Raw genomic sequence first — 23763 nt, forward strand, 5'->3', positions numbered from 1 at the left:
TTAATCCCTTCCAAGCCCTCAGCATGGCATCCTGTAATGTGCTTGCATCCTCTCTGTGAAAGGGTTTTACTGGGGTGACCTGTTTGATATTTACTAAAATATGCGTTATAATGCAGATATGGATACACATGAGACCCGCTTGAGCTCCGATATGTTTCTCCCTGATGAAGAGGAGCTTCTTCACCTCGGTGAATCATTTTCTTCACAGGATTACGAAGATATGCTGCTCCTCCCCGAGCCTTACGAGATCCCTTCGGGAACCACATGCAGGCCGGAGCACTTGATCAAGATAACCAGGGAGGGCCTCATTCCCGAAGCGGAAAGGCTCACGGGGGACATCACCTTCGGCTCAATCGACAGGGATGAGCGGGCAGAGCGCATTGATTTTCTGCTCTGCGAGGCAGTCCGCGGCCGCCTGGCACTTGATCTTGCACTCGGCGGCCTTCTCGTCACTCTTAAAACGAAAGGGGTTGATCAGTTAGGATACCGCTCCATGGGGACCTTCGCCACGGAGCATCTCTCGTTCTCGGGGCGCACCGCGTCGGAGCTGATGCACAACTATGAGCTCCTCAAGGCGCTCCCCCTCACCCGGGAGGCCTATCTGCAGGGCAGGATCGCAAAAAGCGCTCTGAGATTTCTCTCGAGGGTCATCACGCCTGAGAACGAGTCCTGGTGGCTCGCCGTTGCAGAGGAGCGCTCCCTCTGCGGCCTTGAGGGGGAAGTGAAGAAGGCCCTCGCTGAAGGGAAGGCCGATGAGGCCCCCTGCTCCAAGGAAAGCCCGTGTGCTGAAGGCAGGCCTGCGGATTTCACGGGCGGCGGGAAGTGCGATGAGCCCCATGGCGATGAGTCCGAGGGCACGATGATGTACTTCAGCGTGTCGCCCTCACTTGCCCTCACCTGGGACTTCGCCCTCTCGCTCTTCAGGGACAAAGAGCACTATGACGGGCCCATGCCGGGCTTCGTCGAGGCGCTCCTTGCGAATTTCCTGGCCTCAGGGGAAGCCGCTCCCGGGCTTCCGGCCCTTGATGCCGAAGGGAGCCGCCCCATATTCTCCCGGGTGCCTCTCCTCCGGAGGTGGATGGGAAACCGTCGCATCAGCGATCCCGAAGAGATCACCGGGGAGAACGGCGAGGGAGAGGCCGCTGAATCTCCGTGGTCATCACCCTGGAGCATCTTCTTCCCGTCGTGGCTTGAAGAGGCCCGGCCGGAAAAAGTTACCGGGGCCTCCGCGAGGGCAATTGCAGGCCGCCTGATCAGGGCCGCCTCGATCCGCCAGAGGCTCGACGTGGCCGCGGGGATGCTCCTGCGGGCGATGGATGCGCGGCAGCTCCACCGCCTTCTCGGCTTTGAGTTCATCGAGGACTATGCCGGGGAGCGCTGCGGCTTCTCGATGGCCCAGACCCGCCAGCTCATAAAGCTTGCCGAGGGCTTCCGGCGCCACTCACTCACCGAAGACGCCTTCAGGAAAGGCGTCATCACCAGGGAGCAGGCGCGCCTCATTCTCCCCGTGGTGGACGAGAAAAATGAGTCACAGTGGATTGCCTACGCCGCGAGCGTGCCCACGGCGGACCTTCGGGAAGAGGCGGGGCGTGTCGCCCGGATCCTTGAATATGACTGCCTGGTCCCCCACAATTATGCGCTCCTTCCCGGCTTCCGCTACGTCACCGACGAAAGGTTTCACGACCTGCCGGAGGAGGTGCAGGACATCATAAGGACTGGGTCCTGGTACACAGGCCCTTCCCTCAATCCTTCGTGGCCTCTTGAGTCAGACGACGAGGAACTCGTCGCTTCCCGCGACAGGCGCTTTGATGTGCCCTGGAAGTATTTCAGCGATGTCGATGAGCTGCGCGCCGCCGAGGCATCCAAGAAAATTGAAAAAAACTCCAGGCTGTGTGCGGGCCTCGGAAATCGGTCGGGGAGCGATCATCTCTATGCGGGGGCATGCAATGGGAAAGAGGAGGGGCACGCAGGGCATGGATGCGAAAATCCAATGTGTCCGAGTCATCAATCACTGGAAAAAGCCCGGCAGCTCTGCACCATCCCCCGGGGCGAGAGTCCCGAGGAGGTCTTTATCAGGGACATCCTCTCTTCGCCAGACCCCTCCCGGGCATTGAAGGGCGCCATGATGATAAAGTTCTTCCTCCCCCGGGAGCTCCAGGAGCTCTGGGACCTCGCGGCCCATACCTTTCTCTGCCGCCTTGCCAAGACAGAGGGCGCCGGCGTGGCCTCCGAGGGGCTGCTGACGGGCCCCGAAGAGAAATTCCTTGCAGCCCTCCTCGCCGATTATCTCAAGACCGAGGGAACCTTGAAAAAAGCGGCCCATCATCACAAAATCCTGAAGCGCGACCGGTTCCGCTGCCAGACCCCCGGCTGCCGCTGCCGCCATAACCTCCACGTGCATCACATCATCAGGCGCTCCCAGGGCGGCACTGATGACGAGTGGAACCTCATCGTGCTCTGCGAGGCCTGCCACCTCCATCTCCTCCATGGCCTGCGGACCCTCACCGTGAAGGGCAGGGCGCCCTATGATCTTACCTTCACCTTCGGCTCCCTCTCGGAAGGCACTCCTTTCCTGGTCTATGAAAAGGGAGTCTTGGCGGGGATCTTCGGCACCTGTCGCCGGGATTCATTGTTTTCTCAATAGCGGCAATGACCTCGTCCTGTGGCGTGAAGCGGCCTTTTGCCACGTCATCCTCACCCTGGCAGATCAGCTTCAAAAGCCCTATGGCATTGCACATGTTTTCATAGCTCTCGGGATCCTGAAACACTGCCCTCAGCTCTCCGTTCTGAGTAATCAATACCGGGCGGTGTGTCTCGTTTATCTGCCTTGAAAGATCCGATGCTCTGGATTTGAGATAGGTTATGGGCTTGATGTCCTTTGAGATTTTCATTCTTTCACCTCCGGTCCTTTTATCGTATCATATTCTGACCGGCTGTAAATAGTACCTGGAACTCCCGGAGTATTCTTTCAATAGCTTACTGAGTAATTTTTATCATCACATCGATATCATGGGTGAGGCGCAGAATCCTATAATGATTGCCTACAAAGGAGCCCGAGATGAAGTAAGGGAGTTTCAATGAAGGAAGAACCATCGCCTCAGAAGAAAGTCATGGAAAAGTCACTTTTGAGGAGCCAATGAGCAGCGAGTCAATCTTCGATGCCATCCAGAACAATGACCCTGAGAAACTAAAGGAGAACCTTGACAAGGGCGTTGCCATAAACACCAGGGACAGCGAGGGAAGAACGCCCCTCCACTGGGCCATTCTGGAAGACCGAGTGGAAATGGTGGAGCTCCTCCTCTCCCGGGGAGCCGATCCCCTCCTCAAGGACAGCTCCGGCGACGATGCCCGGGCAATGGCGAAGCTTGGGCAGAACAGGGAGATCATTGAGCTCATCGCATCTTTCGGCAGCCTCTCCCCCGAGGTGAGGAAGGCTGTGGAAGAGAATGACGGAGGGAAGCTTCGAAGCCTATTCGGTGATGGCGGCAGCAAAGCCGGCGATCCCCAGCGGGAAGCCGCCCTCCACCAGGCTGCATGCAAGAACAGCCTCGAGGCGCTGAAAACCCTGCTGGAACTGGGAGCTGATGCAAATACCCCTGACAGGAACGGCTCCACGCCCCTTCATGCGGCGGCTGCAGCGGATTTCTCAGAAATTGCGGAAGCCCTGCTCGCCGGCGGTGCCGATCCCTACGTAAGCGACGGACACGATAAGCTCCCTATTCAATATGCCGCTGAGCTCCATCCGGGAGGAAAAGTCCATGGGCTCCTCAGTGACCGCATCGAAGCCGACAGGAAGATCCCCTTCCAGTCGATCCTCGACGGCGCCGAAGATAGTGACCCTGCGCAGCGCCGGATCTTTGAGAACCTTATATGGCTTCGCTCCGCGACAGGCCTCACACCCGCTGAGTTCATCGCCATGGCAGTGCGAAGGTTCCACACAATGGACAACAAAACCAAATTTGATACCCTTGAAACTCTCGCAAGGATGGAGGAGCGGGAGGCCGCTCTTGCCTACGTGGATATCGTCACCGCCCTGGGGAAAGATTCCATGAATTTTTTCTGCGGGCCTGGGCATACCCTGGTCCCCCTGCCGCTTGGCACGCTGGCGGAAAAACCACGCCACGCCACCGAACTCTTCCCCCTGATCCTTGAGTCTGCATTTATTGAAGGCCTTACCTCTTCCATTACACTTTTACTGCGCTGTTACCATAAAAGCGGCCTCGTATCCGCAGAAGCAGCCAATCCCTTCATACCGCGATGGCTTGAGGCCTGCTCATCACTCTGCGGGGATGTCCGCCGGATCCAGCAGAAATCAGGCGCAGCATGGCGCTGGGAAGATGCATACCGCAGCATACGTGCCAGTCTGATAGATATGATTTTCCGCCTGTCAGCTGTTCCCGATCCCAGAGTCATTAAGGAACTTTGCGGGATATGTGATCTCTATGATCCCAATATCAAATTTTATGCAGTGCTCGCTCTTCTGGAGTCGGGGGAAAGGGTGGAGCCGCACTATCTGGAGGAAGTGGCTGCATGCCCCGAAGTGCGCCGGGACTTTCTTGTTTCCCTCGGACAAATGGGCAAAGGCTCCCTTTTTCCCCGCAGATACCTCACGCAGGCTGCCATAGCGGAGTCGGACATGGCAGTTTGGCTCGCCTTTCCGACGGAACTGGGCTCGCCTCCCGGGCAGATTGAGCTCGTGAAGGTCTTCACCGTGAAAGCCGACGCGGCCACCCTGGAATACTATCTCTTCCGCTTCAAGCCCCTGCTTCCTGACTGCCCTTTTCAGGGATGGATGGCAGGGATATCGGGACCCTATCCAAAGGGAACCCTCACCCTTGATTCTCCGAGAGGCACCTTCAGCACTTTCACGCCCTGGGAGCAGATGCCTCCCGAGAAGCATTTTGAGCAGCTTGTAAAGATGATGGCACCAGCATGCGGTGACAGCCCGCAGAAATGAAAGAGACAGACAAGCCACCTGCGGCCCCGGGGCTTGATCTGTTAAAATTGGAGTCTGTCCCCATTTTCACGGAGGTTTTTTTCCTGCCGGGCGCGAAACGAAATATTATGAAGACCATGAAGATCCGGCAGAGCGTCACTTTTAACGCCCCACCCCACGAGGTGTACGAGGCCCTCATGGACTCGAAGAAGCACGAGGCCTTCACAAGAGACAAGGCCCATATCAGCAGGAAGCCCGGGGGAACCTTTACCGCCTATGGCGGCTACATCACCGGGAAGAACCTTGAGCTTTACGAGGACGAGAAGATAGTGCAGCTCTGGCGGACTGACGAGTGGCCCGAAGGTCATTTTTCCACGGTGACCTACCGCCTCAAGGACCTCCACGGCTCGACAAAGCTCACCTTTACCCAGGACGGCATTCCCGAGGAATTCTGCGAGAGCATCAGAAAGGGCTGGCATGAATACTACTGGAGGCCCCTGAAGAAGCTCCTCGAGGGAAGATAGCCCCGGGAAATGTTAACATCGGGGCAACCAATTGTTAACGCCTTTTTTACAAAAATTCATTTCCCCGGCTCGCTCATGGGGTGATATATCATCAAGAAGAACATGCCGGGGGGGTGCACCGTATGAACGACAAAAAGGATTCCGCCTCAGGAAATGATTACCTTCAGGTACTCAGCAGCCTTATCACTCTCGTCGATTCGGTCCTGAGAAAAGACAAGTAGGGCCTGGGATCTGCCTCACCTGCCCATCCTGACACTCCTTGCCTCACATACTCCGGCGCCTCTCTGAGGCACCTTGAGAAGGGCGTCCTTCAGATCTAAGAATTCAAAAGGCTTATAGAGACAGTCATTCACCCCCGCCTCGAGAAAATTCTTTGTATCCTCCTCGAGGCAATAGGCCGTGAGGGCTATGATATGAACCTTGCTCCCCCACTTCTGCCTCACTCTCCTCGTCGCTTCAATGCCGTTCATCACGGGCATCCTAATATCCATAAGAATAAGATCGAAGGGCTCCCTCTCCAGGGCTTCGAGAACCTTCTCCCCGTTGCCCACCTGCACCACCGTGTGGCCCTCGTCTTTCAGGAAATCCGCAATGACCCTCCTGTTTATTACCTCGTCTTCAGCGACAAGCACCTTGAGTGGTGAAGGAAGCTCCCGGGACAATGCTGTTCCCTTCACCTCTGCTTCCTGGCATTTTTCCTGGAGGAGCACCGTAAAATGGAATGTGCTCCCCTCTCCCGGCTCGCTCTCAAGCCACATGCGCCCCCCCAAAAGCTCCGCAATGCCCTTGCTGATTGCAAGGCCCAGCCCCATGCCGTCCAATTTTTTCGTGTAAGAAGTCTCGCCGCGGAAAAAAGGCTCAAAAACCGCCTTGTGCAGGTCGCCGGGGATTCCGCAGCCGGTATCCTTTACCGTGCAATGAATCAGAACTCCCCCGGGGGACGACCTCTCAACCTCCACCGAGATATTGACATGCCCCTTTTCTGTATAACGGATTGCATTGTCGCAAAGGTTAAGCATTATCTGGTTCAGCCGCGTGAAGTCACCGCAGAGCATTTCCGGCAGAGACCTGGAAAAAACGATAGAGAATGAAAGCCCCTTCTGTTCGGCAATGGCCTTCTGAATTTTCAGCGTCTCGCTGAAGCTCTTCCTTATATTGAAATCAACTTTCTTGGGCTCAAGCTTCAGCGCCTCAATCTTTGCCATGTCCAGCACGTTGCTGAGAATACCCAGAAGGTTCCTTGTGGAGATCTTGACCATGGAAAGGTATTCCCTCTGGGCCTCATTGGGCTCCGCCCTCAGGAGCAGCTCCGTGATGCCGATAATGCCGTTGAGGGGCGTCCTTATCTCGTGGCTCATATGTGCCAGGAACTCCGACTTTGCCCTGCTGGCAATCTCGGCGCGCTCCTTCGCCCTGATAAGCTCCTCCTCGGCACGCTTCTGCTCGGTGATATCCACTGCCGAGGAAAGAAGGAAGATCTCGCTCTGCACCTTCAGGTAATCGGCTGACCAGAGGACTGTGCGAAGGTCCCCATCCTTTCTCCGGATCTGGAGCTCCCTGTTATAGACGAATTTGTTTCTCTCCAGCTCGTCCAAAAGCTCGGCACGCTGCTCGGGCTTTACCCAGAGATTAAATCCCCGGGCGGTATTGTCAATTACTTCATCCCTTGAGCGGCCCGTCAGGCGGAGAAACTCATCATTGACGGCAATGAACAAGCCATCATTGACAGTGGTGATGGCAAGGGAGATAGGCATGGAATGGAATGCCTTGTTGAAGCGCTCTTCAGATTCCCTGAGGGCTTCCCCGGCTTTTTTCCTGTAAGTGGCATCCCTTGCCACGACCACGACGGTGTCCGCCGTGAGAGGTGAGACATTGGTGAGAAACCATATCTCTTTCCCGCTTATGGGGAGCGAGTACTCTATCTCTGCGGTCTGTTCTGTATCAAGAGCTTTCTGTATGGCTCCCTGGAAAAAATCGGCCTTGTCCGGCGGGAAAATCTCGTGGAGATACTTTCCCAGAAGCTCGTCAGGGGGCCTGTAGAGCAGATCGGGATTGGTGGGCACCACTTCGAGACAGCGCCCCGTCCTGTCGAAGACCATCACGGCGTCGCGCATTGCCCCGAAGATGGTCCGCATCCTGGCTTCAGAGGCGCGGATAAGCTCTTCCGCCTTTTCGCGCTCGCTGATGTCGCGGAGGCTCACCAGCAGGGATATCCTGCCGTCATAATCCAGGAAGCTCCTGCCGAAGGCCTCCAGGTAATGCCACGTGCCGTCCCTGCGGCGGAAACGGAGAAGCTGAAGGGGTCCCGATGCCCCCTGCTCCAGTATGGCATTCTGAACCGACTCGAGAGTAGTGATAAGGTCATCGGGATGGATTATGGCATATATGCTCGTTCCCATGATCTCGTCAGGGGTGATGGAGAGGATCCTCTGTATCGAGGGGCTGCAGTAGCTCACCATGCCTTCGGCATCAAACATCAAAACGATATCGTTCATATTCTTGATGAGCATGGAGTAGCGCGCTTCTGCTTCACGGGCTTCCCACCGGAGGCGGGCAGTTGCCATGGCCTGCCGTGCCGCTACAGCCAGGCGGCCGACTGTCTCGGGCGACTTATTCACGTAATCATCAAGGCCCGCTTTCATGGCTGCCACGGCGAGCATCTCACTCCCCTCACCGGTGAACATGATGACAGGGCAATGGGGCCACTTTACCTTGACGGCGGCAAGGACATCAAAGCCGCTGGTCCAGTGAAGGCGGTAATCGGTGATGACCAGGTCATAGCGGCCCAGGTCCAAAGCCTTGTGGAGCTTATCGGCACTGTCAGCAAAGTCAATGCGCAGGCCGGGAAAAGCGCGCTGGAGCCCTTCGGCGGTAAGAGCCTTCATATCAGCGCTTTCATCGACCACCAGGAAACTCAGGTTTGCCTGCTGCCGCACCACGAATTCAATGAGGACCTCCCTGAGGGCCTGGGTGGTGACGGGTTTTACAAGGAAGCTGATTGCGCCCAGATCAGAGGCTTTTATGATGTCCCGGCTCTCATGGGAAGTGGTGAGGACCACGGCAGGAATATCCTTGAAGGTCTTCTGCGCACGGGCCCATTTAAGCACCTCGAAGCCTGACATCCCTGGCAGGTTGATATCGAGGAGCATCAGGGCAGGAAGGGGAGAAGCTTCAAGGTAGGCGACAGCCCCGGCCCCGTCGGCGACTGCCACCAGCTCGGCCTCCAGGCCTGTCTTGCGGAGGGCCCTCTCGGTAAGAAGCACGCTGTTCTGATCATCTTCTACAAGGAGAATTACTGGAGTGCCTCTCGTCATTTGGGGAGCTCTTTCATGAAAAAATCAGGATCCTTTTCGGGCGCAGGCCTTGCAGGGAGAGAGGACTTCCGTTCGTATGTATAAGGATCATTTATCATTATACCTGAAATAGAGGAGTATTGCAATTATGACGGCACCAATTCGTGGATCAGAGCGCTCAGGCAGGCATCCCGGGCGCCTGCCTGCCTGTCCACAGGCAGCCAACAATGACGGAAAATTGCGGAAGAATTTAACAGGCTGGTTACTTTTTCAGCTTCTTTTCAGGCCTGTTTCATATTCTTTTCAGCAGAGCCGGTGAAAACATGGCGACATAGATAGTTATATCTTTCTTTATGGATCTCAAGGGAAGGGAAAGACTGAAAAGAAAGGTGAGACCATGAGCGAAATATCAGCATCCCAGAACTCATCAGGCTCCAATGCAGTAAGGGAATACGAGGATTACAGGAAAAAGGCTCCCGAAAAGCCGCCGGAAAAAAAGAGCGACGCATCCTGTGAATGCCGTGACTGCTCTTCGCTCTCCAAGGAGGCGGAGGGAGCCTCACCTGAAAAGAGGCTGCGCGGCCTCGAGAGGGAAAAGACCTTTCCCCGGGCACATGAAAAGCAGCAGCAGGCTGAATACTCTTTCAGGGATACATGGGGCAGCGCTCTGGAGAAGAAGCACGAGGGGAAATCCTCCCGCCAGGATGCGCGTGGGGCTGACAGGAAAGGCTCCGGGGCAAAAGCAGAGCCCCTTTACCCGGAATCGGCCGCTCTGCAGTCAATGGCTTCTGATTTCAAGAAGCTGAGGCAGGAAAATGAAAAAATACGGCCCCGCCTCGAGGAGGCCGGCCTTGCCGCTCCGGAAGAGGGAGGGGGCACAGGCGAAGCCGGGCAGGCTCCTGAAAGGGCTGAAGGCGCCCGGGCCGGCGACACCCAGGCAGAAGGGGCTCAGGCTGCAGAGCCACAGGGTGCCAACGCCACGCCCAACAACACGCCTAATACCAACACTATGCCTGATAATACGAATCCCCAGCAGCAGCAGATGCAGATGATGCAGCAGATGATGCAGATGCAGATGCAGATGATGCAGACAATGATGCAGATGATGCAGATGATGATGCAGATGAACGGCGTAAAGCCGGGGCCTCAGCCGGGACCCCAGCCTGCGCCCGGACCAGGCCCGACGCCGGGGCCGAACCCGAATCCCGGACCCAGTCCGAACCCTAATCCCGGGCCTAATCCTGGTCCCATCAACTCCAGGTACGGCAACAACGTGAACTTCATCAATTTCGGCAGACAGAAGAACAGCGGGGAAACCAATGGCGGAAACTTCCTGAACGATATCGAGAGCCACCTCCCTTCAAGATACGGGAGCCAGTACAGGGACAGGGACCCGGTGACATGGTCCCACGAGACCACCCACGGGATAAATGCCCATATAAGCAACCAGAACTATAACAGCGGCGGAAGAAGAAATACCGGCCTCTATGTGGGCGGCGACAAAGGAGTGGTGCTCGAGAATCCCAACATGAGAAAGTCAGACGTGAAGGAGCATATCCCCCAGGCCCTGAGAGGCTCGCGCTATAACCTCTACCTGAACCAGCAGCAGGCCTTCGAAAACGAGCCCCACTACCTCCTCGACGAGTGGGCCTCCTATACCAACGGCCTCCAGACAGGTGTCGATCTCGGCAAGATGGGGAAAGGCCGCCCCGACAACATCGTGGGCCTCGGCGTGATGGGCGCCCTCGAGTTCACCGCGTACTCCTTCGCCGAAGCGAAAGCCATAGCGGAGAAGGATCCCAGCTACTGGAACAGCGAGAAGGGCAAGCAGTACAAGGAATTCATGGCCTGGCACGGCCTGAGGGCCATGGATCTGGTCCGTGAAGGCAGCCCGCTTGAAAAGAACAAGGAGGGGGGCCAGGATCAGTACCTCAACGAGCTGAGGTCCGGCGCGTCATCCAAGGCTCTCAGGGATTTCATCGCGAAGGAGTTCGGCGAGGACTACCTCAGGAGGCTCCTGGGTTAGCGGGGGCCTGCCCTGCCGGAGGCCTCCTGGCGGGCAGTGAGGAGACGCTCGGCAAGCTCCAGGGCATCGACGGGCCAGAAGGACCAGGGCCTTGGCCTGAGCACACCCTCCATACCCGCAATGGGGCGGCATGAGAGGACCATCTGCCTCCACTGAAGGGGGACGGCGCTCCGGCCGTAAAGAGCCCCCAGCAGTGCCCCGGCAATTGCCGCATTAGTGTCCGTGTCTCCTCCGCGCATCACCGTGTCTACGACGCCTTCTTCCATATTTTCCGCGTGGAGGAGCTGGTAAAAGGCATTCTGAAAAGCGAGGAGCACCCAGCCCATCTGCTTTGTGAGATCCTTCGGGGGCTCCTTGGCGGCGTTACGGAGTGTTTCAAGAACGGGGGCACAGGCATTCTTTTCGGCGAAGCCCTCTGCAAAGCGGTATACCTCTTCCGCTCCCCCGCCTGCCGCTATCGCCCTTGCGATGGCCACGGTAAAGACGGCGCATGCATCCTGGCATACCTGGTTCTGATGGGTAAGGCTGCTGTCCTGGCGCGCACATGCCGCAAGCTCCTCTGGCGCAAGGTCCCAGCCCCATATGCCAAGGGGGCTCACTCTCATGAGAGACCCGTTAGCCTGGCTGTCTCTGAATGCCTCTCTTGACGCAACGGAAAGGGCCTTTTCACCGGTCGAAGACTTGAGGGCCGAGAGGGCCCACCTGGTGGTGGTACCCATATCAAAAGGCCCCGAATCATGCCAGTACACATAAGCTTTTGCCGTCTCATCGGGATCATATGTCCCTCTCTTTACAAGGGTCCGGGCCAGCATGAGGGCCATTTCGGAGTCATCGGTGGGCTGCCCGGCTATGGTGTGAAAGGTTCCCCCATTGTGAAGAACTCTGACTCCCTGAGGATAGGCATCCCTGATATCCTCAGGGCTCATGAACTCGACGAGGCTCCCCAGGGAGTCGCCGGCGAGCTGCCCCAGGAGGCATCCCTGGGCCCTGGCAAGTATACCCGGGTCTTCCATTTTCCCTCCGCGCCGGGGTTCAAGAGGATCATACCCGTGGCTTTTGCTCTCCCTGGATGAAAAAATACCCCTCCAGTCTCTTCCCGCAAGCTCAACAACTGCATGAGACGGGCCTGCAAAGCAATAATGGACGGAGCTCCGCCCTGAAGAAGTATAGGCCACGGGCTTCCCCTTCTCGTTGACAAGGCTTCCCCCCCTTGCGCAGAGGAGGGCGTGGCCTCCCGCATAATCATAGTCGCAGGGGGAATTGAGCGAGACGGCTCCCAATGCATCGCCTGCCGCCACGAGAGCCATCCGGTAGGCAATGCTGGGAAGGGCAATGAAGCGCGCCGGGTGCACAAGCTGACCGTTCGCCCCGGACTTTGTATCTCCCTTGTGGGAGACAAGCACTATGGCGTCATGCTGCAGATTCCCCTGCAGAGGCTTTTCACTGCAGGCATCGCCGTTGCGGCTGAGAGGGCCGCATCCTTCGGCCCATGAGATGAGATCGCCGCGGTCGTCTGGAAAAAAGGGTGAATAGACCACGCCGAGCACAGGCTTCCCGCCGCGAAGAAGGGCGATGGAAACGGCGGAGCCCCTGTATCCCTGAAGATAGGGCTCCGTGCCGTCATTGGGATCGACGAGCCACAGGTGGCCTTCCCTGTCCTTGCCTCCCCGGTCGCCTGTCTCCTCTCCCCTGAAGCCCCAGAGGGGACGGAGGCCCTGGAGCATCTCCCTGATATGCATTTCAGCTTTCCTGTCAATATCAGCTTGGTCCCCCGACCCCAGCGGGCCGTCGCTGCGGTGAAAATCCTTTCTGAGTAAGACGCCAGCCTCGCGGACTGCTGAAATGGCGGCAGCGAGCTCTTCTTGATAGCAGTTGTCCATTACTGTCCACCTTTCATAGAGAATGCCTCACTGCGAGTCTGTCCCGGCACTCCCCATGGAGCTCTCAAGGAAGTGCCGAAGCTCCGCCGCCGATGAATAGCGCTCGCCGGGGCTCTTCTTCAGGCATTTCTCCACGGCCTCGGAGAGCCAGAGAGGTATATTGTTGTTTATTGTATGGAGGGGAGGGAACTTGAAATGAAAGAGCAGGGGATCCCTCAGGGTAAGAAGGTAAAGGAGGGTGGCGCCAAGGGAGAAGAGGTCGCTGCGCCCATCGGTCTGGGCACCGCCGTACTGCTCGGGGGCGGCGTAGCCGGGCGTACCCATCGCGAAAGTGTCCTTGTCTTTCCTGGGCGAGAAAAAGCGGGCAATGCCGAAATCGATGAGCTTGGCCTCTCCCGAGGGGGTGATGATGATGTTGGAAGGCTTGAGATCCCTGAAAATAATGGGAGGAATCCGCCCGTGGAGGTACTCAAGTATGTCCAGGACCTGGAAGGCCAGGCAAAGCGTGTCGCTTACGGGCAGGCTTGTCCCCAGGCGCTCCATGTAAACGTTAAGGTTTATGCCCTCAACAAACTCCCTCACCATATAGTGGCGGCTTCCTTCGCCGAAGATGTCCACAATGCGGGGAAGCAGGCGGTGTGAGAGGCTCTTCAGTATCTGCCCCTCGCGCTCGAACTGGAGAAGGGCGTCCTTCTTCTCGCCCTTGTCAAGGGGAAAGAGAAATATCTCCTTGAGGGCCCACACCTGGCCCGTGGTGCGGTCAATGGCCATATAGACATAGCTGAAGGCGCCGCGGCCGATGAGCTTCTTTACCTCATACCTGCCCCGGATCACTGCGCCTGGCGGAAAGCCTGTTCCCATGATTCCTCCGAAAAATGCTTCCCACAGAATTCTTTGCCCCCCGCCCTTTACCCTCCCTGCTTCACTCCACCGAGCAGATGAAGCACTTGAGATATGATGTCTCGGGGCATGAGGCGGCCACGGGGTGATCAGGCGCCTGCCCGCGCTGCTCAAGGATCCTCACGGGCCTCCCTGTCCTCTCGGAAACCTGGGAGAGCACTGAGAGAAAGTCCTCGCGGCTGATATGGCCCGAGCAGCTGCATGTCACAAGGATGCCCCCGGGGGTGAGGAGCTTCACCGCAAGCTCGTTAAGGCGCAGGTACCCCTTGAGGGCCTGTTCCAGAGAGCGCTTCCTGTGGGTGAACCTCGGGGGATCGGCTATTATCATCCCGTATGATTCCCCCCGTGCCAGGGCACCTTCCAGGAAGCCGAACACATCGCTCCTGACAAGCGAGACCGGGGAGACATCATTATGAGCGGCGTTTTTTTCTGCAAGGCAGAGCGCTGCCTCGGAGACATCCACGCCTGTGGCGCAGGCGGCACCGGCTTTCATGGAGCTTATGAAAAATCCCCCGCTGTAGCAGCAGAGATCAAGCACCGTCCTGCCCCCTGCATAGCGGGCGGCAGCCTTCCTGTTCTCCCTCTGATCCAGGTAAAAGCCCGTTTTCTGACCTTCCCTGAGATCAACCTCGTAACGGGCTCCCTCTTCCTCGATGAGCAAAGAGCCGGCCTTCAGGCATCCCCTGAGAAGTCCGTCCTTGAGCTCAAGGCCCTCTTCATCTTTCACGGCGCGCTCAGTTCTGAGGTAGATACCACGGGGCCTGAGCCTGTGCTCAAGATGATCCAGGAGAAGGTCAAGACGGCTTGAAAGGGCGAGGCTCGTGACCTGGAGCGCGAGATAGGGACCATACCGATCAACGGTGATGCCCGAGAGGCCGTCGGATTCACTGAAGACAAGCCGGCATGCACCTTCAGGGTCCATCAAGCCCGGGATAGCCTCGCGGAGCGCGAGGGCATCGTCAAGACGCTTTTTTAAAAAAACCTCCGTGAGAGGCTTATCGGGGTCCCAGGAATAGAGGCGGACCCTTATCTGGCTTTTCAGGTTATAGAGCCCATAGGCAACAAAAAGGCCCTCATGGGAGCGAACCGTTACCTGGTCTCCCGCAGAGGGCGATCCTTTCACCGAGGCCACAGCTCCTGAAAAAAGCCAGGGGTGCCTTCCGAAAAAGGGCCTGGCCCTTCCCTTCCTGAGAATAACAGCCTTCTCCTGGGAGATCACCGGGCCTTTATGAGTAGTACTGAGGATAAGGGCAGGAAGACATCTGCATGGACATCATAAGGGCCATCATCTGCTGCATCCTCGCCATCATCATCATCATCATGTAAGCGGCTATCTGGTTGTTCTGGATAGTGGGCGGCACGTTGCTCACCGGTGGATAGCTGACGGGCGGGTACCCGTTGTTCCAGGGAGTGGTGTTCACCGGCGTATTGGAAACTGGCGGGTACCGGTTGTACCATTGGGACGAGTTGCCGTTCATATTGGGATAATTGGCGTACATCGTGTTGGGGAACGGCGGGTTTGAACCCTGTGAAGAGACTGAGAGAGCCTTTTCCACGTAAGCAAAAAGGGCGGGATCCTTCTGGCGCAGCTCGTCCTTGGTCTTGTCGCCGCCAAGGTATCTCTCCACGCCCTCGGCAAAATATTCCCTCTGGTTTTTCTTCGCATAATTGCTCCACTCAAGCGAATTATTGGAATCCGTCCGGGAGAGGTAATTACTGTAAAGGTTCTTGAGGTACGCATCATTGTCAGTGGCCATCCTGCCTTCGCCGACATCGGGATAAAGCATGTCATCAACAGCGTGGGCAATTTCGTGGTGAGCGACATCCATGCCTTTCTGGTGGTTGCCGTACTGGAAATCCTGCTGCCTCAGGCAGATGACTTTATCCTTTCTCACGCGGTAGCCGAGAAGTCCGCTGTCCCATTCGGTTCTTCCCCCGGGATAGCCTCCAGGCGGCGGATTGTTGGTGTCATAGAGCTTGATGTGCATACCGTCGCTCTCGAGGTTCTGGAGCGTTCCCTGGTCGTAGTGGGAGAGCGATGTGGCAAGGATTTTGCACTGCTCGGGCGAGAGAGCCATCTCCCTTCCGTCGGGGCCCACGGTTCTCCCTATGCGCTGGGCAAGCTGCATGCAGTAAGTGGGATCGGTCTTCGCCACCTGGCCTGACCGCGTAAGACCGTTGAGATCGGGGAGATTACCCGGATAGCGGAGCTGATCTATATTGTCCAGCGTGTTGTTATAGAAACTCTGCAGGTCCGATACCTGACCTGCCGTCATACCCTCAACGGGCGCCATCCCCGTCTCCTGGAGACGGCTCTCCCTCTGGACAGCCCTTGCCTCTCTCCCCACCTGGGCTTCAGGAGAATAGGCGATTCCGCGGTTTGATGACACTGCTCCTGGTTCCATCGCTGTGCCCCTTTTCTTTAAGATATGGCGCTCTCTGATTACAAACAGCAACCACTGATTACACTTTTTAATCTTACTTTAATTATAATATGGAATGCGCAGCCTGTCAACAGGAAATATTTGTTAACATTCCGTTAACATGAATCCCTGGACATTTCTTATCTCCGCTGGTAAAATGTTTTCATAAGGCTCCATGGGATTACTTAAGGGGGGAAGAACACTATGGATATCCATTCCGCGGGATTCAGAAACCTGGACAGGACGCCTGCCGTGAAGGCCCATGCCCAGGGTGAGAAAGAGCCGGAACAGGCGGCATCAGATACTTTCAGCAAGGGCGAGGCGCCCGGGCAGGACGAACTGCAGACCTTCACCCGCAAGCTGAAAGCCAATCCGCTCTTCAAGGAAGGCGCCAACTTCGACGAATTCAATCTCACGGCCCAGAACGCCGATTTCGCTCAGAAGCAGTTCAAGCTCGACCAGACCTTCGTGGACCTTGTAAAGGCAGGCGGCATCAGCGCAAAGTACTCGGTGGTGTATCACAGCGAGCCCGACGGTGTGAAGGTAGATGCTTACAGGACCGCGGCCCAGGCAGGATCGGACTCGGTTTTTACGGCTTATGACATCAAGAATCCCGACTTCGACCCCTCAAAAGTTTACCGCAACGAGCTCGTAACCCCGATGGGAGAAGGAAAGGCTTTCGGCTCCGTTATCACGAGCAAAATGCTTGCCGTTCCCGCCACGGCTGACCCTGCGATGAAGGAATGGCTCAAAAGCAACGGTTTTGAGCTTAAGGAGACGATCCCCTTTGAAAAATTCGGCTATCCCAGGGAGTTCAAGGAGCGCTTCGGCATCAAGGACGACCTGGGCATAGAGAAATACGAGCTCAAGAACAAATCATTCCTTGAGAAGTTCAAGGTCTTCTACAGCCTCTTCAAGGACGATCCCGAATACAGGGTCTTCAAGATCGGCGACACCCTCACCGACGTGGGGAGCGCCATGCTCCTCGGCGTCGTCACGCCCAAGCTCTGGACCCAGGGAGCCGCTTACGGCATAGCCTCCACCATATCCTCAATAGGCAACATAGGGAGCCCGGCAGTGAGCATTCTCGGCGAGGGCATCCTGGGCAGCGTCGTTGACAAGGCCGTCAACTCCGACAAGCCTCTCGAGAACCTGAAGAAGGTGAAGCTGGCCTGCGCCGGCCTGAGCGCCGTGAACATCGGCTCTTACTTTGCCCTGAACCCGGAGATCATTGGCCTCTTCGGCGCCCACAAGGGGAAGGCCTTCGTGGGCCTTTACGGACTCGCGGCACTTGCGAGCGGCTTCTCGGGAGTCATGAGCGGCAAGGCCAATTTTGCCATCCGCGATCAGCTCATTACCAAGGGGACCCACTCGAGCCCCGAAATCGCAAAGAACTTCTACCAGATAATGGGCGTTGAGTCCTCTATAAGCGAAGGGGTGTACCTCGGGAGCTACACGGCCACTATGGCAGCCGCGGGAGCTTTCCCCAACGCCTCCCTTTACATTGCAGGCTCCGGAGCCGCGCTCTGGGCGGGAAGCAAGTTCCTGTTCCCTCTTTACCAGGAGAAGCCCGAAATGAAGACCACCATAGAGGGAGGCGCTTACATCCACGACGGGAACCGCTATATCTTCGACTCGGGGTGGGAAATCTCGTTCAAGGGGACGGAAGGCAAGATTGTCAAGGAAGACGAGAAGCATTTCTCCGTTTCCTTTGAAGACGGCGAGCTTTACATGAAGAATGCCGATGACAAGATAGCGGTGGAGCACAAGCGGCGTATAAAGGATTACCTGCCCTCCTTCCTGAAGCCGAAATTCCTGGGCGAGAAGGAGCACTGGGCTCTCTCAGACGGCAAGGAGACCGTTGACGTCTCCCGCTATGGCAGCTCGCCCTATCACCTCAGGGAGATCTCGCCCAACGAGTTTGTCATCACCAAGAAAGAAAAGCCCGAGGCCTTCTGGAAGGAAGCCTAGGGCCGGCGCCAGGCATCACGGAGAGGGCTCGAAAGCCCTCTCTTTTCTTTGGCGGGAAAAATGAAAAAAACACTTCTGGTCATAATGATCTTCCTCGTAATGGCAAGCTGCCTTGTCACACGGGGCTGGACGTATCTATCCCTCTGGAATCCCCGGTTTGAAGACCGGGAGATCTTCGGGAGGGACTTTGTCAACGGTTACTACCTGTATGGCGAGCTGTTGAGAAAAGGGCACTTCTATTTTTATGACAGGAGCCAGCTGGACTCTTACCTTGCCATGGAGAGGCCCGGCATGACCGAGCACTTTCCCCCTGCCTATCCGCCTGTCGCTTTCGCCCTTTACATCCCCATGACCTGCCTTGAGCCCTTTCAGGCAAAGCTCCTGAACTTCTGGCTCAACCACCTGTGGCTGCTCATCACGGTCCTGCTCACAGGCTTTATTTTCTCAAAGAATCTGCCTCCAAGGAAAATCCTCGTTATCTCCCTTGGCGCCTGGGGAGCCCTTCTTGTCTTTTCGCCGGTCATTGACAACCTTCTCTCGGGGCAGATCAATATCTTTCTCACCATGCTGCTGGCCCTCTTTCTTTTTCTCTATACCAGGGAAAGATTCTTATGGGCCTCACTGGTACTCGCCCTCGCGGTGAACATCAAGCTCTTTCCCCTGGCCTGCCTCTTTCTATTCATCATCAAGCGCCAATGGAAGGCTCTTCTATGGACTTTTGCCTTCATCGTGCTCTTCAACGTGCCCTTTCTTTTCCTGGCAGACCCCGTGAAGCTTTACGGCGGCCTTTTCACCTGCCTCGGCTCCACCATAATCGATATAAAATCCGTCTCGTGCCAGGCGCTCCCCGCCGCCCTGGTGAGGACCCTCGGGCTTACCTTCACCAGTGAGGCCTATATCATTTTCTGCAGGGCTGTCTTTGCCGTGGTGGCGTCCCTCATTGTGCTCATCTGCTGGCGTTTCGCCGGCAGGGAGAGCCCGCTCCCCCTCGAGAAGGATCTCTTCCTCTTCACCGCCCTCCTCCATATCTATTTCCTGGGCTTTTATTACATCTTCCCGACGCACCACGTGATGATAATCATATTCTACCTGGTCTCCCTCTATTTCTATATCCTGTGGCGGAGCGAGGCCTTCATATCGGCCCTTATCATGCTGGGAGTCTATTTTCTCACTGCGCAGTTTGACGGTGAGGTCTCGGTGCTCTACGGCGATTTCATGCTGAAAAAGTTTCTCTTGAGGCACAACGTGGGATTCCTTCTGATCCTCTGCACCTTCCTGCTCAACCTGGAGCTGCTCTTCTCCGTCACTTCCGGGCGGAAGCCTTCCGGCGGGCCCACCAGGCGCCCGCCCCCTCAAAGTAAAGATATATCACAGGGGTGATATAGAGCGTAAGGAGCTGAGACAGGGCGAGGCCCCCCACGACGGCTATGCCGAGAGGCTGCCTCGACTCGGCGCCGGCGCCCACACCGAGGGCGATGGGGAGCGTTCCCGCGAAGGCCGCCATGGTCGTCATCATGATGGGCCTGAACCTCACGAGGCACCCGTCGAATATGGCGTTATATGGGCTCTTACCCTCCTGGCGCTGGGCCCTTATGGCGAAATCAATCATCATGATGGCGTTCTTCTTCACAATCCCCAGCAGCATGATGACTCCCACAAAGGCATAGAGGCTCAGGTCCCTGCCGGAGAGCATGATGGCGATGAGGGCGCCCACGCCGGCCGAGGGCAGGCCCGAGAGGATTGTGACGGGATGGATGAAGCTCTCGTAAAGGATCCCCAGCACGATGTAGATGACCAGCAGCGCGATGAGAAGAAGGAGTGAGAGGCCCTTCATCGAGTCCTGGTAGACCTGGGCCGTTCCCTTGAAGCTGTAGTGTATCGTCGAAGGGAGCGTCTCCCTGGCCGCCTTCTCCACGGCGCTCACGGCCGTTCCCAGGGGCATGTCGGGCCTCAGGTTGAAAGATATGGTCACGGCGGGGAGCTGCCCGAAGTGGTTCACCGAGAGGGGGCCCACGGTCCTTGTGAGGGTGGCTACTTCCTCAAGGGGCACGAGTTTCCCCGAAGAGGAGCGCACATAGAGAAGGGAGAGCGCCGACGGGTCGAGCTGGTACTGGGGAAGAAGCTCCTGGATGACCTGGTACTGGTTGATGGAGGTGTAAATCGTCGATACCTGCCGGGAGCCGAATGCGCCGTAGAGGGTGTTTTCTATCTGTGAAGGCGTGATGCCCAGCGCGGAAGCTCTGTCCCTGTGTATCGCCACCTTCACCTGGGGATTGCGGAGCAGCAGGTCGCTCGTTACGTCCTGAAAGCCGTCGAACTCCCTTATCTTCGCCTCGAGCTGAGGAGCGTACCGGTAAAGGTCGTCAATCTCCGTGCTCTGCAGGGTGAACTGGTACTGGCTCTTGGTGAGCATGCCGCCCAGCCTTATGGGAGGAGGGTTCTGAAGGTAGATGGAGATGCCCGGCACCTTTGCGAACCTGGGTCTCAGCCTCTGGATAATCTGATCGACGTGGATGCGCCGGGGGGGCCGGGCCCGCAGGTGCATGAAGATGCGGCCTGCATTGTTGCCTGTCACGGAAGACATGTAGGCATCGATTTCATGCTCCTCCCTTATTATCTTGGTGAGCTCCTGCTGGTGGCGGCACATGGATTCGAAGGAGATCATCTCGGGGCCCTCGGTGAAGCCGAAGAGCACGCTGGTGTCCTCGCTGGGCAGAAATCCCTTGGGTATCCTGATGAAGAGAAAGGCGGCTGCGAATATCAGACCGATGGAGACAAGCAGCGTGATGAAGCGGTATTTCAGGACTGCCGCAAGAGTGACCCGGTAAAGAGCCAGGAGCCCGTCGAAAACCTTCTCGGTGAAAGCCTTCCTCCCTCCTGATCCCTCATGGGGCTTCAGCATGCGGCCGCAGAGCATGGGAGTGAGGGAAAGGGATACAAAGCCTGAAAACATGATGGCAAGAATGATGGTGACGGCGAACTCCTTGAGGAGTCTCCCCAGGAGCCCTCCCATGAAGAGGACGGGGATAAAGACCGCCGCGAGCGACAAGGTCATCGAGAGAATCGTGAAGCCTATCTCTTTCGAGCCCTCGAGGGCGGCCTGCAGTCCTCCCTTGCCCTTCTCCATGTGCCTCACGATATTCTCCAGCATGACGATTGCGTCATCGACCACAAAGCCCACGGAGAGGGTGAGAGCCATCAGGGAGAGGTTGTTGAGGCTGAATCCCAGCAGGTACATGAAGGAAAAGCTCCCGATAAGAGATATGGGGAGCGCCAGGCCCGCTATCAGAGTTGCTGAATAATTACGGAGGAAGAGAAATATGACGATGAACACGAGGATAACGGCGATCAGGAGGCTGACCTTCACATCATGCACTGAGTTCCTGATGGTCACCGATCGGTCGTTCAGGATGCTGAGATCGACCGAGGCAGGCAGCAGCGACCGGAAGAGCGGCAGGAGGGCCCTGATGGAATCCACGACCATCACGGTATTGGTTCCCGGCTGGCGCTGCACGGCGAGCACGACGGCCCGCTCGCTTTTGTACCAGCTCGCGATCTTGTCGTTCTCCACGCTGTCGATGACCTTCCCCAGCTCCCCAAGCCTCACGGGAGCGCCGTTCCGGTAAGCCACTATAAGGGGCTCATAGGAGGAGGCCCTGAAGAGCTGCCCGTCGGCCCTGATGGTGTAGCTCCTGACGGCGCCGTCGAGGGTGCCCGTGGGGAGGTTCACGTTGCCCTGCCTGAGAGCCGTGGTCACGTCATCGATGCCGATTCCCCGCGAAGCGAGGGCCCATGGGTCAAGCTGAGCCCTCACGGCGTACTTCTGGGCTCCGAAAATCTGCACCTGCGCCACGCCGCTTATCATGGAGATGCGCTGCGAGATAAAGGTGTCGGCATATTCGTGCACCGTCGAGAGGGGGAGGCTCGGCGAGCTGAGGGCCAGGAACATGATGGGCTGGTCGGCGGGGTTCACCTTGTTGTAATTGGGCGGGTTGGGCATCTCGGGCGGGAGCTGCTTCGATGCCTTGCCGATGGCGGCCTGCACGTCCATCGCCGCATCGTCGATGGTGCGGTCAAGGGCGAACTGAAGGGTGATCGAGGTGCTCCCCAAGGTATTGGTGGAGCTCATCGAGTCGAGGCCCGCGATGCTTGAAAACTGCCGCTCCAGGGGCGTTGCCACCGACGAGGCCATCTCCTCGGGGCTCGCGCCCGGCAGGCTCGCCTGGACCTGGATCGTGGGGAAGTCCACGTTGGGGAGGTCGTTCACCGGCAGAAGATAGTAGCCAATGACACCGAAAATGACGATGGCGAGCATCACGAGGGTCGTGGCAATGGGGCGCCTGATGAAGATCTCCGCGATATTCATTCCTTGAGCCCGCCCCGGGAGCCCGGGGGCTTTTCAGGGTTCTTTATCTCCACGGCCGTGCCTGGAGCAAGCTTCTGAAAGCCGTCGGTGACAATTTTTTCTCCGGGACTCACTCCCTCGAGGATCTCTGTCTCTTCACCGACGGTGAGGCCTGTCTTCACAATGCGCAGGTCCACCGTGCCTCCCTCTTTCACAATGAAGACATAGTCGCCTTTCTGGCCCGACTGCACGGCGTCCCGGGGAGCCACCGTCACGTCGGGATGAACCGTAAGGGTGAGCGAGACATCGACGAACTGCCCCGGCCAGAGCGAAAGATCCCTGTTCTGAAAGAGGCCCTTGAGGCGGATGGTGCCCGTGGTCGTGTCCACGGCATTGTCAATAAAGACGAGCTTTCCCTTCTCGCCCTTTTTCCCCTCCTCCCTGGTCGCCGCTTCCACCTTGAGCGTTCCCAGGTCCGAGTATTTCTTGATTTCAGGAAGCCATTTCTCGGGAACGGTGAACGACACATAGATGGGCCTCACCTTGTTTATCACCACGAGAGGGTTGGTATCATTGGCCTTGATGACATTTCCCCTGTCGATATTGTAGCTTCCCGTGCGCCCTTCGATAGGGGAGGTTATCGAGCAGAAGCCGAGATCTATCCGGGCGCTCTTCACATCGGCGGTGCTCATCGCGAGGGCGCCCTGAGCCTGGCCTATGGTCTCCCTTGTTGCCCTGCTGTTGGCCACAGCCCTCTCGAAATCGGCCCTGGCAGCCCTTACCCCCGCCTTTGCATTGGCAAGCGACGCTCTGTCCGACTCAACTGTGGCCTTTAAAGCCTCGGCGTTTGTGCGGTACTGGTCATAATCAGCCTGTGTGGTGAAGCCTTTTTCAATCAGATCGGCATATCTTTTTTCCAGAACGGCGGCATTCTGAGCCTGGACCGTGTCCTTTTTCAGCACCGCCTCCGCCTGGCTCACCTGGGCGAGGGCCTTTTCATAATTAGCCCGGGCCTGCGGCTCCTCCTTGAGGGTGCGCTCATAGCTTGCCCGGGCCTGGAGCACAGTGGACCGGTCCTTGCTCCTGGAGCCCTCGACCTTCTCAAGGCTCGCCTCATAGGGGCCGGGGTCGATGAGAAAAAGAGGGGCTCCCTGCCTGACGAACTGGCCCTCGGTGAAATAAACCTCCTTGAGGACGCCTCCCACCTGGGAGCGCACTTCCACCCTGGCAAGCTCTTCCACAGTGCCGATGGCGCTCACCTGGACAGGAAGGGTCTTTTTCACAATTTCGCCGGCGGTGACGGGGACAATCCTCTTCCTTGCAGCCTGGTTTTCACTGTTCTTGCGGCATGAGGCAAGGAACGGCATTACCGCAAGGAGTGCTGCCACAAGTACGATAAGTGGACGGAAAGCTGATTTCAAAGGCGTATCCCGCATTGTCTGTATCCCTGTAATATTCTCCCCTG

The 23763-nt window shown here is 57.3% G+C and carries 14 protein-coding genes; 6 read left to right on the forward strand and 8 right to left on the reverse strand.

All coding sequences use genetic code 11. The features are described 5' to 3' along the window. Positions 1 to 118: 118 nt before the first annotated feature. Positions 119 to 2644 carry an HNH endonuclease signature motif containing protein gene (locus RDV48_23030; protein MDQ7825693.1) on the forward strand — a complete coding sequence of 842 codons (2526 nt, stop codon included), beginning with the start codon at positions 119 to 121 and terminating at the stop codon, positions 2642 to 2644. Here the strand turns inward: RDV48_23030 and RDV48_23035 are convergent. Then, positions 2538 to 2891 carry a type II toxin-antitoxin system Phd/YefM family antitoxin gene (locus tag RDV48_23035; GenBank protein ID MDQ7825694.1) on the reverse strand — a complete coding sequence of 118 codons (354 nt, stop codon included), beginning with the start codon at positions 2889 to 2891 and terminating at the stop codon, positions 2538 to 2540. The genes RDV48_23030 and RDV48_23035 overlap by 107 nt on opposite strands. A gap of 245 nt (positions 2892 to 3136) precedes the next feature. Between RDV48_23035 and RDV48_23040 the strand changes: the two genes are divergently transcribed. Both RDV48_23040 and RDV48_23045 read left to right on the forward strand, forming a co-directional pair. Next, on the forward strand, positions 3137 to 4957 hold the full coding sequence (locus tag RDV48_23040; GenBank protein ID MDQ7825695.1) for an ankyrin repeat domain-containing protein: 1821 nt from the start codon (positions 3137 to 3139) through the stop codon (positions 4955 to 4957). Positions 4958 to 5073: 116 nt separating this feature from the next. Beyond that, positions 5074 to 5460 (forward strand): SRPBCC family protein, encoded by a 387-nt coding sequence (locus tag RDV48_23045; protein MDQ7825696.1) that lies wholly within the window; start codon positions 5074 to 5076, stop codon positions 5458 to 5460. 236 nt (positions 5461 to 5696) lie between these two features. On the opposite strand, the gene RDV48_23050 is transcribed toward RDV48_23045, so the two are convergent. Beyond that, positions 5697 to 8774, reverse strand: a complete 3078-nt coding sequence (locus RDV48_23050; GenBank protein MDQ7825697.1) for a response regulator — start codon at positions 8772 to 8774, stop codon at positions 5697 to 5699. 376 nt (positions 8775 to 9150) lie between these two features. On the opposite strand from RDV48_23050, the gene RDV48_23055 reads away from it, so the two are divergent. Beyond that, positions 9151 to 10779 carry a hypothetical protein gene (locus RDV48_23055; protein ID MDQ7825698.1) on the forward strand — a complete coding sequence of 543 codons (1629 nt, stop codon included), beginning with the start codon at positions 9151 to 9153 and terminating at the stop codon, positions 10777 to 10779. On the opposite strand, the gene RDV48_23060 is transcribed toward RDV48_23055, so the two are convergent. From RDV48_23060 to RDV48_23075, 4 genes are all read right to left on the reverse strand, one after another. Further along, on the reverse strand, positions 10776 to 12659 hold the full coding sequence (locus tag RDV48_23060) for an inositol monophosphatase family protein (GenBank protein MDQ7825699.1): 1884 nt from the start codon (positions 12657 to 12659) through the stop codon (positions 10776 to 10778). The two genes, RDV48_23055 and RDV48_23060, sit on opposite strands and share 4 nt — an antisense overlap. Positions 12660 to 12686: 27 nt before the next feature. Then, positions 12687 to 13520: a serine/threonine-protein kinase gene (locus RDV48_23065; protein ID MDQ7825700.1), complete on the reverse strand. Its 834-nt coding sequence runs from the start codon at positions 13518 to 13520 to the stop codon at positions 12687 to 12689. A gap of 61 nt (positions 13521 to 13581) precedes the next feature. Beyond that, a complete protein-coding gene (locus tag RDV48_23070; GenBank protein ID MDQ7825701.1) occupies positions 13582 to 14778 on the reverse strand; it encodes a class I SAM-dependent rRNA methyltransferase in 1197 nt (398 codons plus the stop codon). 7 nt (positions 14779 to 14785) lie between these two features. Then, positions 14786 to 15964 (reverse strand): zinc-dependent peptidase, encoded by a 1179-nt coding sequence (locus RDV48_23075; protein MDQ7825702.1) that lies wholly within the window; start codon positions 15962 to 15964, stop codon positions 14786 to 14788. A 222-nt stretch (positions 15965 to 16186) separates the two neighbouring features. Between RDV48_23075 and RDV48_23080 the strand changes: the two genes are divergently transcribed. Both RDV48_23080 and RDV48_23085 read left to right on the forward strand, forming a co-directional pair. Further along, a complete protein-coding gene (locus RDV48_23080; protein ID MDQ7825703.1) occupies positions 16187 to 17953 on the forward strand; it encodes a hypothetical protein in 1767 nt (588 codons plus the stop codon). Positions 17954 to 18013: 60 nt separating this feature from the next. Next, positions 18014 to 19333 carry a glycosyltransferase family 87 protein gene (locus RDV48_23085; GenBank protein MDQ7825704.1) on the forward strand — a complete coding sequence of 440 codons (1320 nt, stop codon included), beginning with the start codon at positions 18014 to 18016 and terminating at the stop codon, positions 19331 to 19333. Here the strand turns inward: RDV48_23085 and RDV48_23090 are convergent. Together RDV48_23090 and RDV48_23095 are read right to left on the reverse strand one after the other, a co-directional pair. After that, positions 19257 to 22319 carry an efflux RND transporter permease subunit gene (locus tag RDV48_23090; protein ID MDQ7825705.1) on the reverse strand — a complete coding sequence of 1021 codons (3063 nt, stop codon included), beginning with the start codon at positions 22317 to 22319 and terminating at the stop codon, positions 19257 to 19259. The genes RDV48_23085 and RDV48_23090 overlap by 77 nt on opposite strands. Beyond that, positions 22316 to 23719, reverse strand: a complete 1404-nt coding sequence (locus RDV48_23095) for an efflux RND transporter periplasmic adaptor subunit (GenBank protein ID MDQ7825706.1) — start codon at positions 23717 to 23719, stop codon at positions 22316 to 22318. Before RDV48_23095 ends, RDV48_23090 begins: the two co-directional genes overlap by 4 nt. Between the last annotated feature and the right edge of the window lie 44 nt (positions 23720 to 23763).

Source organism: Candidatus Eremiobacterota bacterium (assembly GCA_031082125.1).
Classification (GTDB): domain Bacteria; phylum Vulcanimicrobiota; class CADAWZ01; order CADAWZ01; family Ess09-12; genus Ess09-12.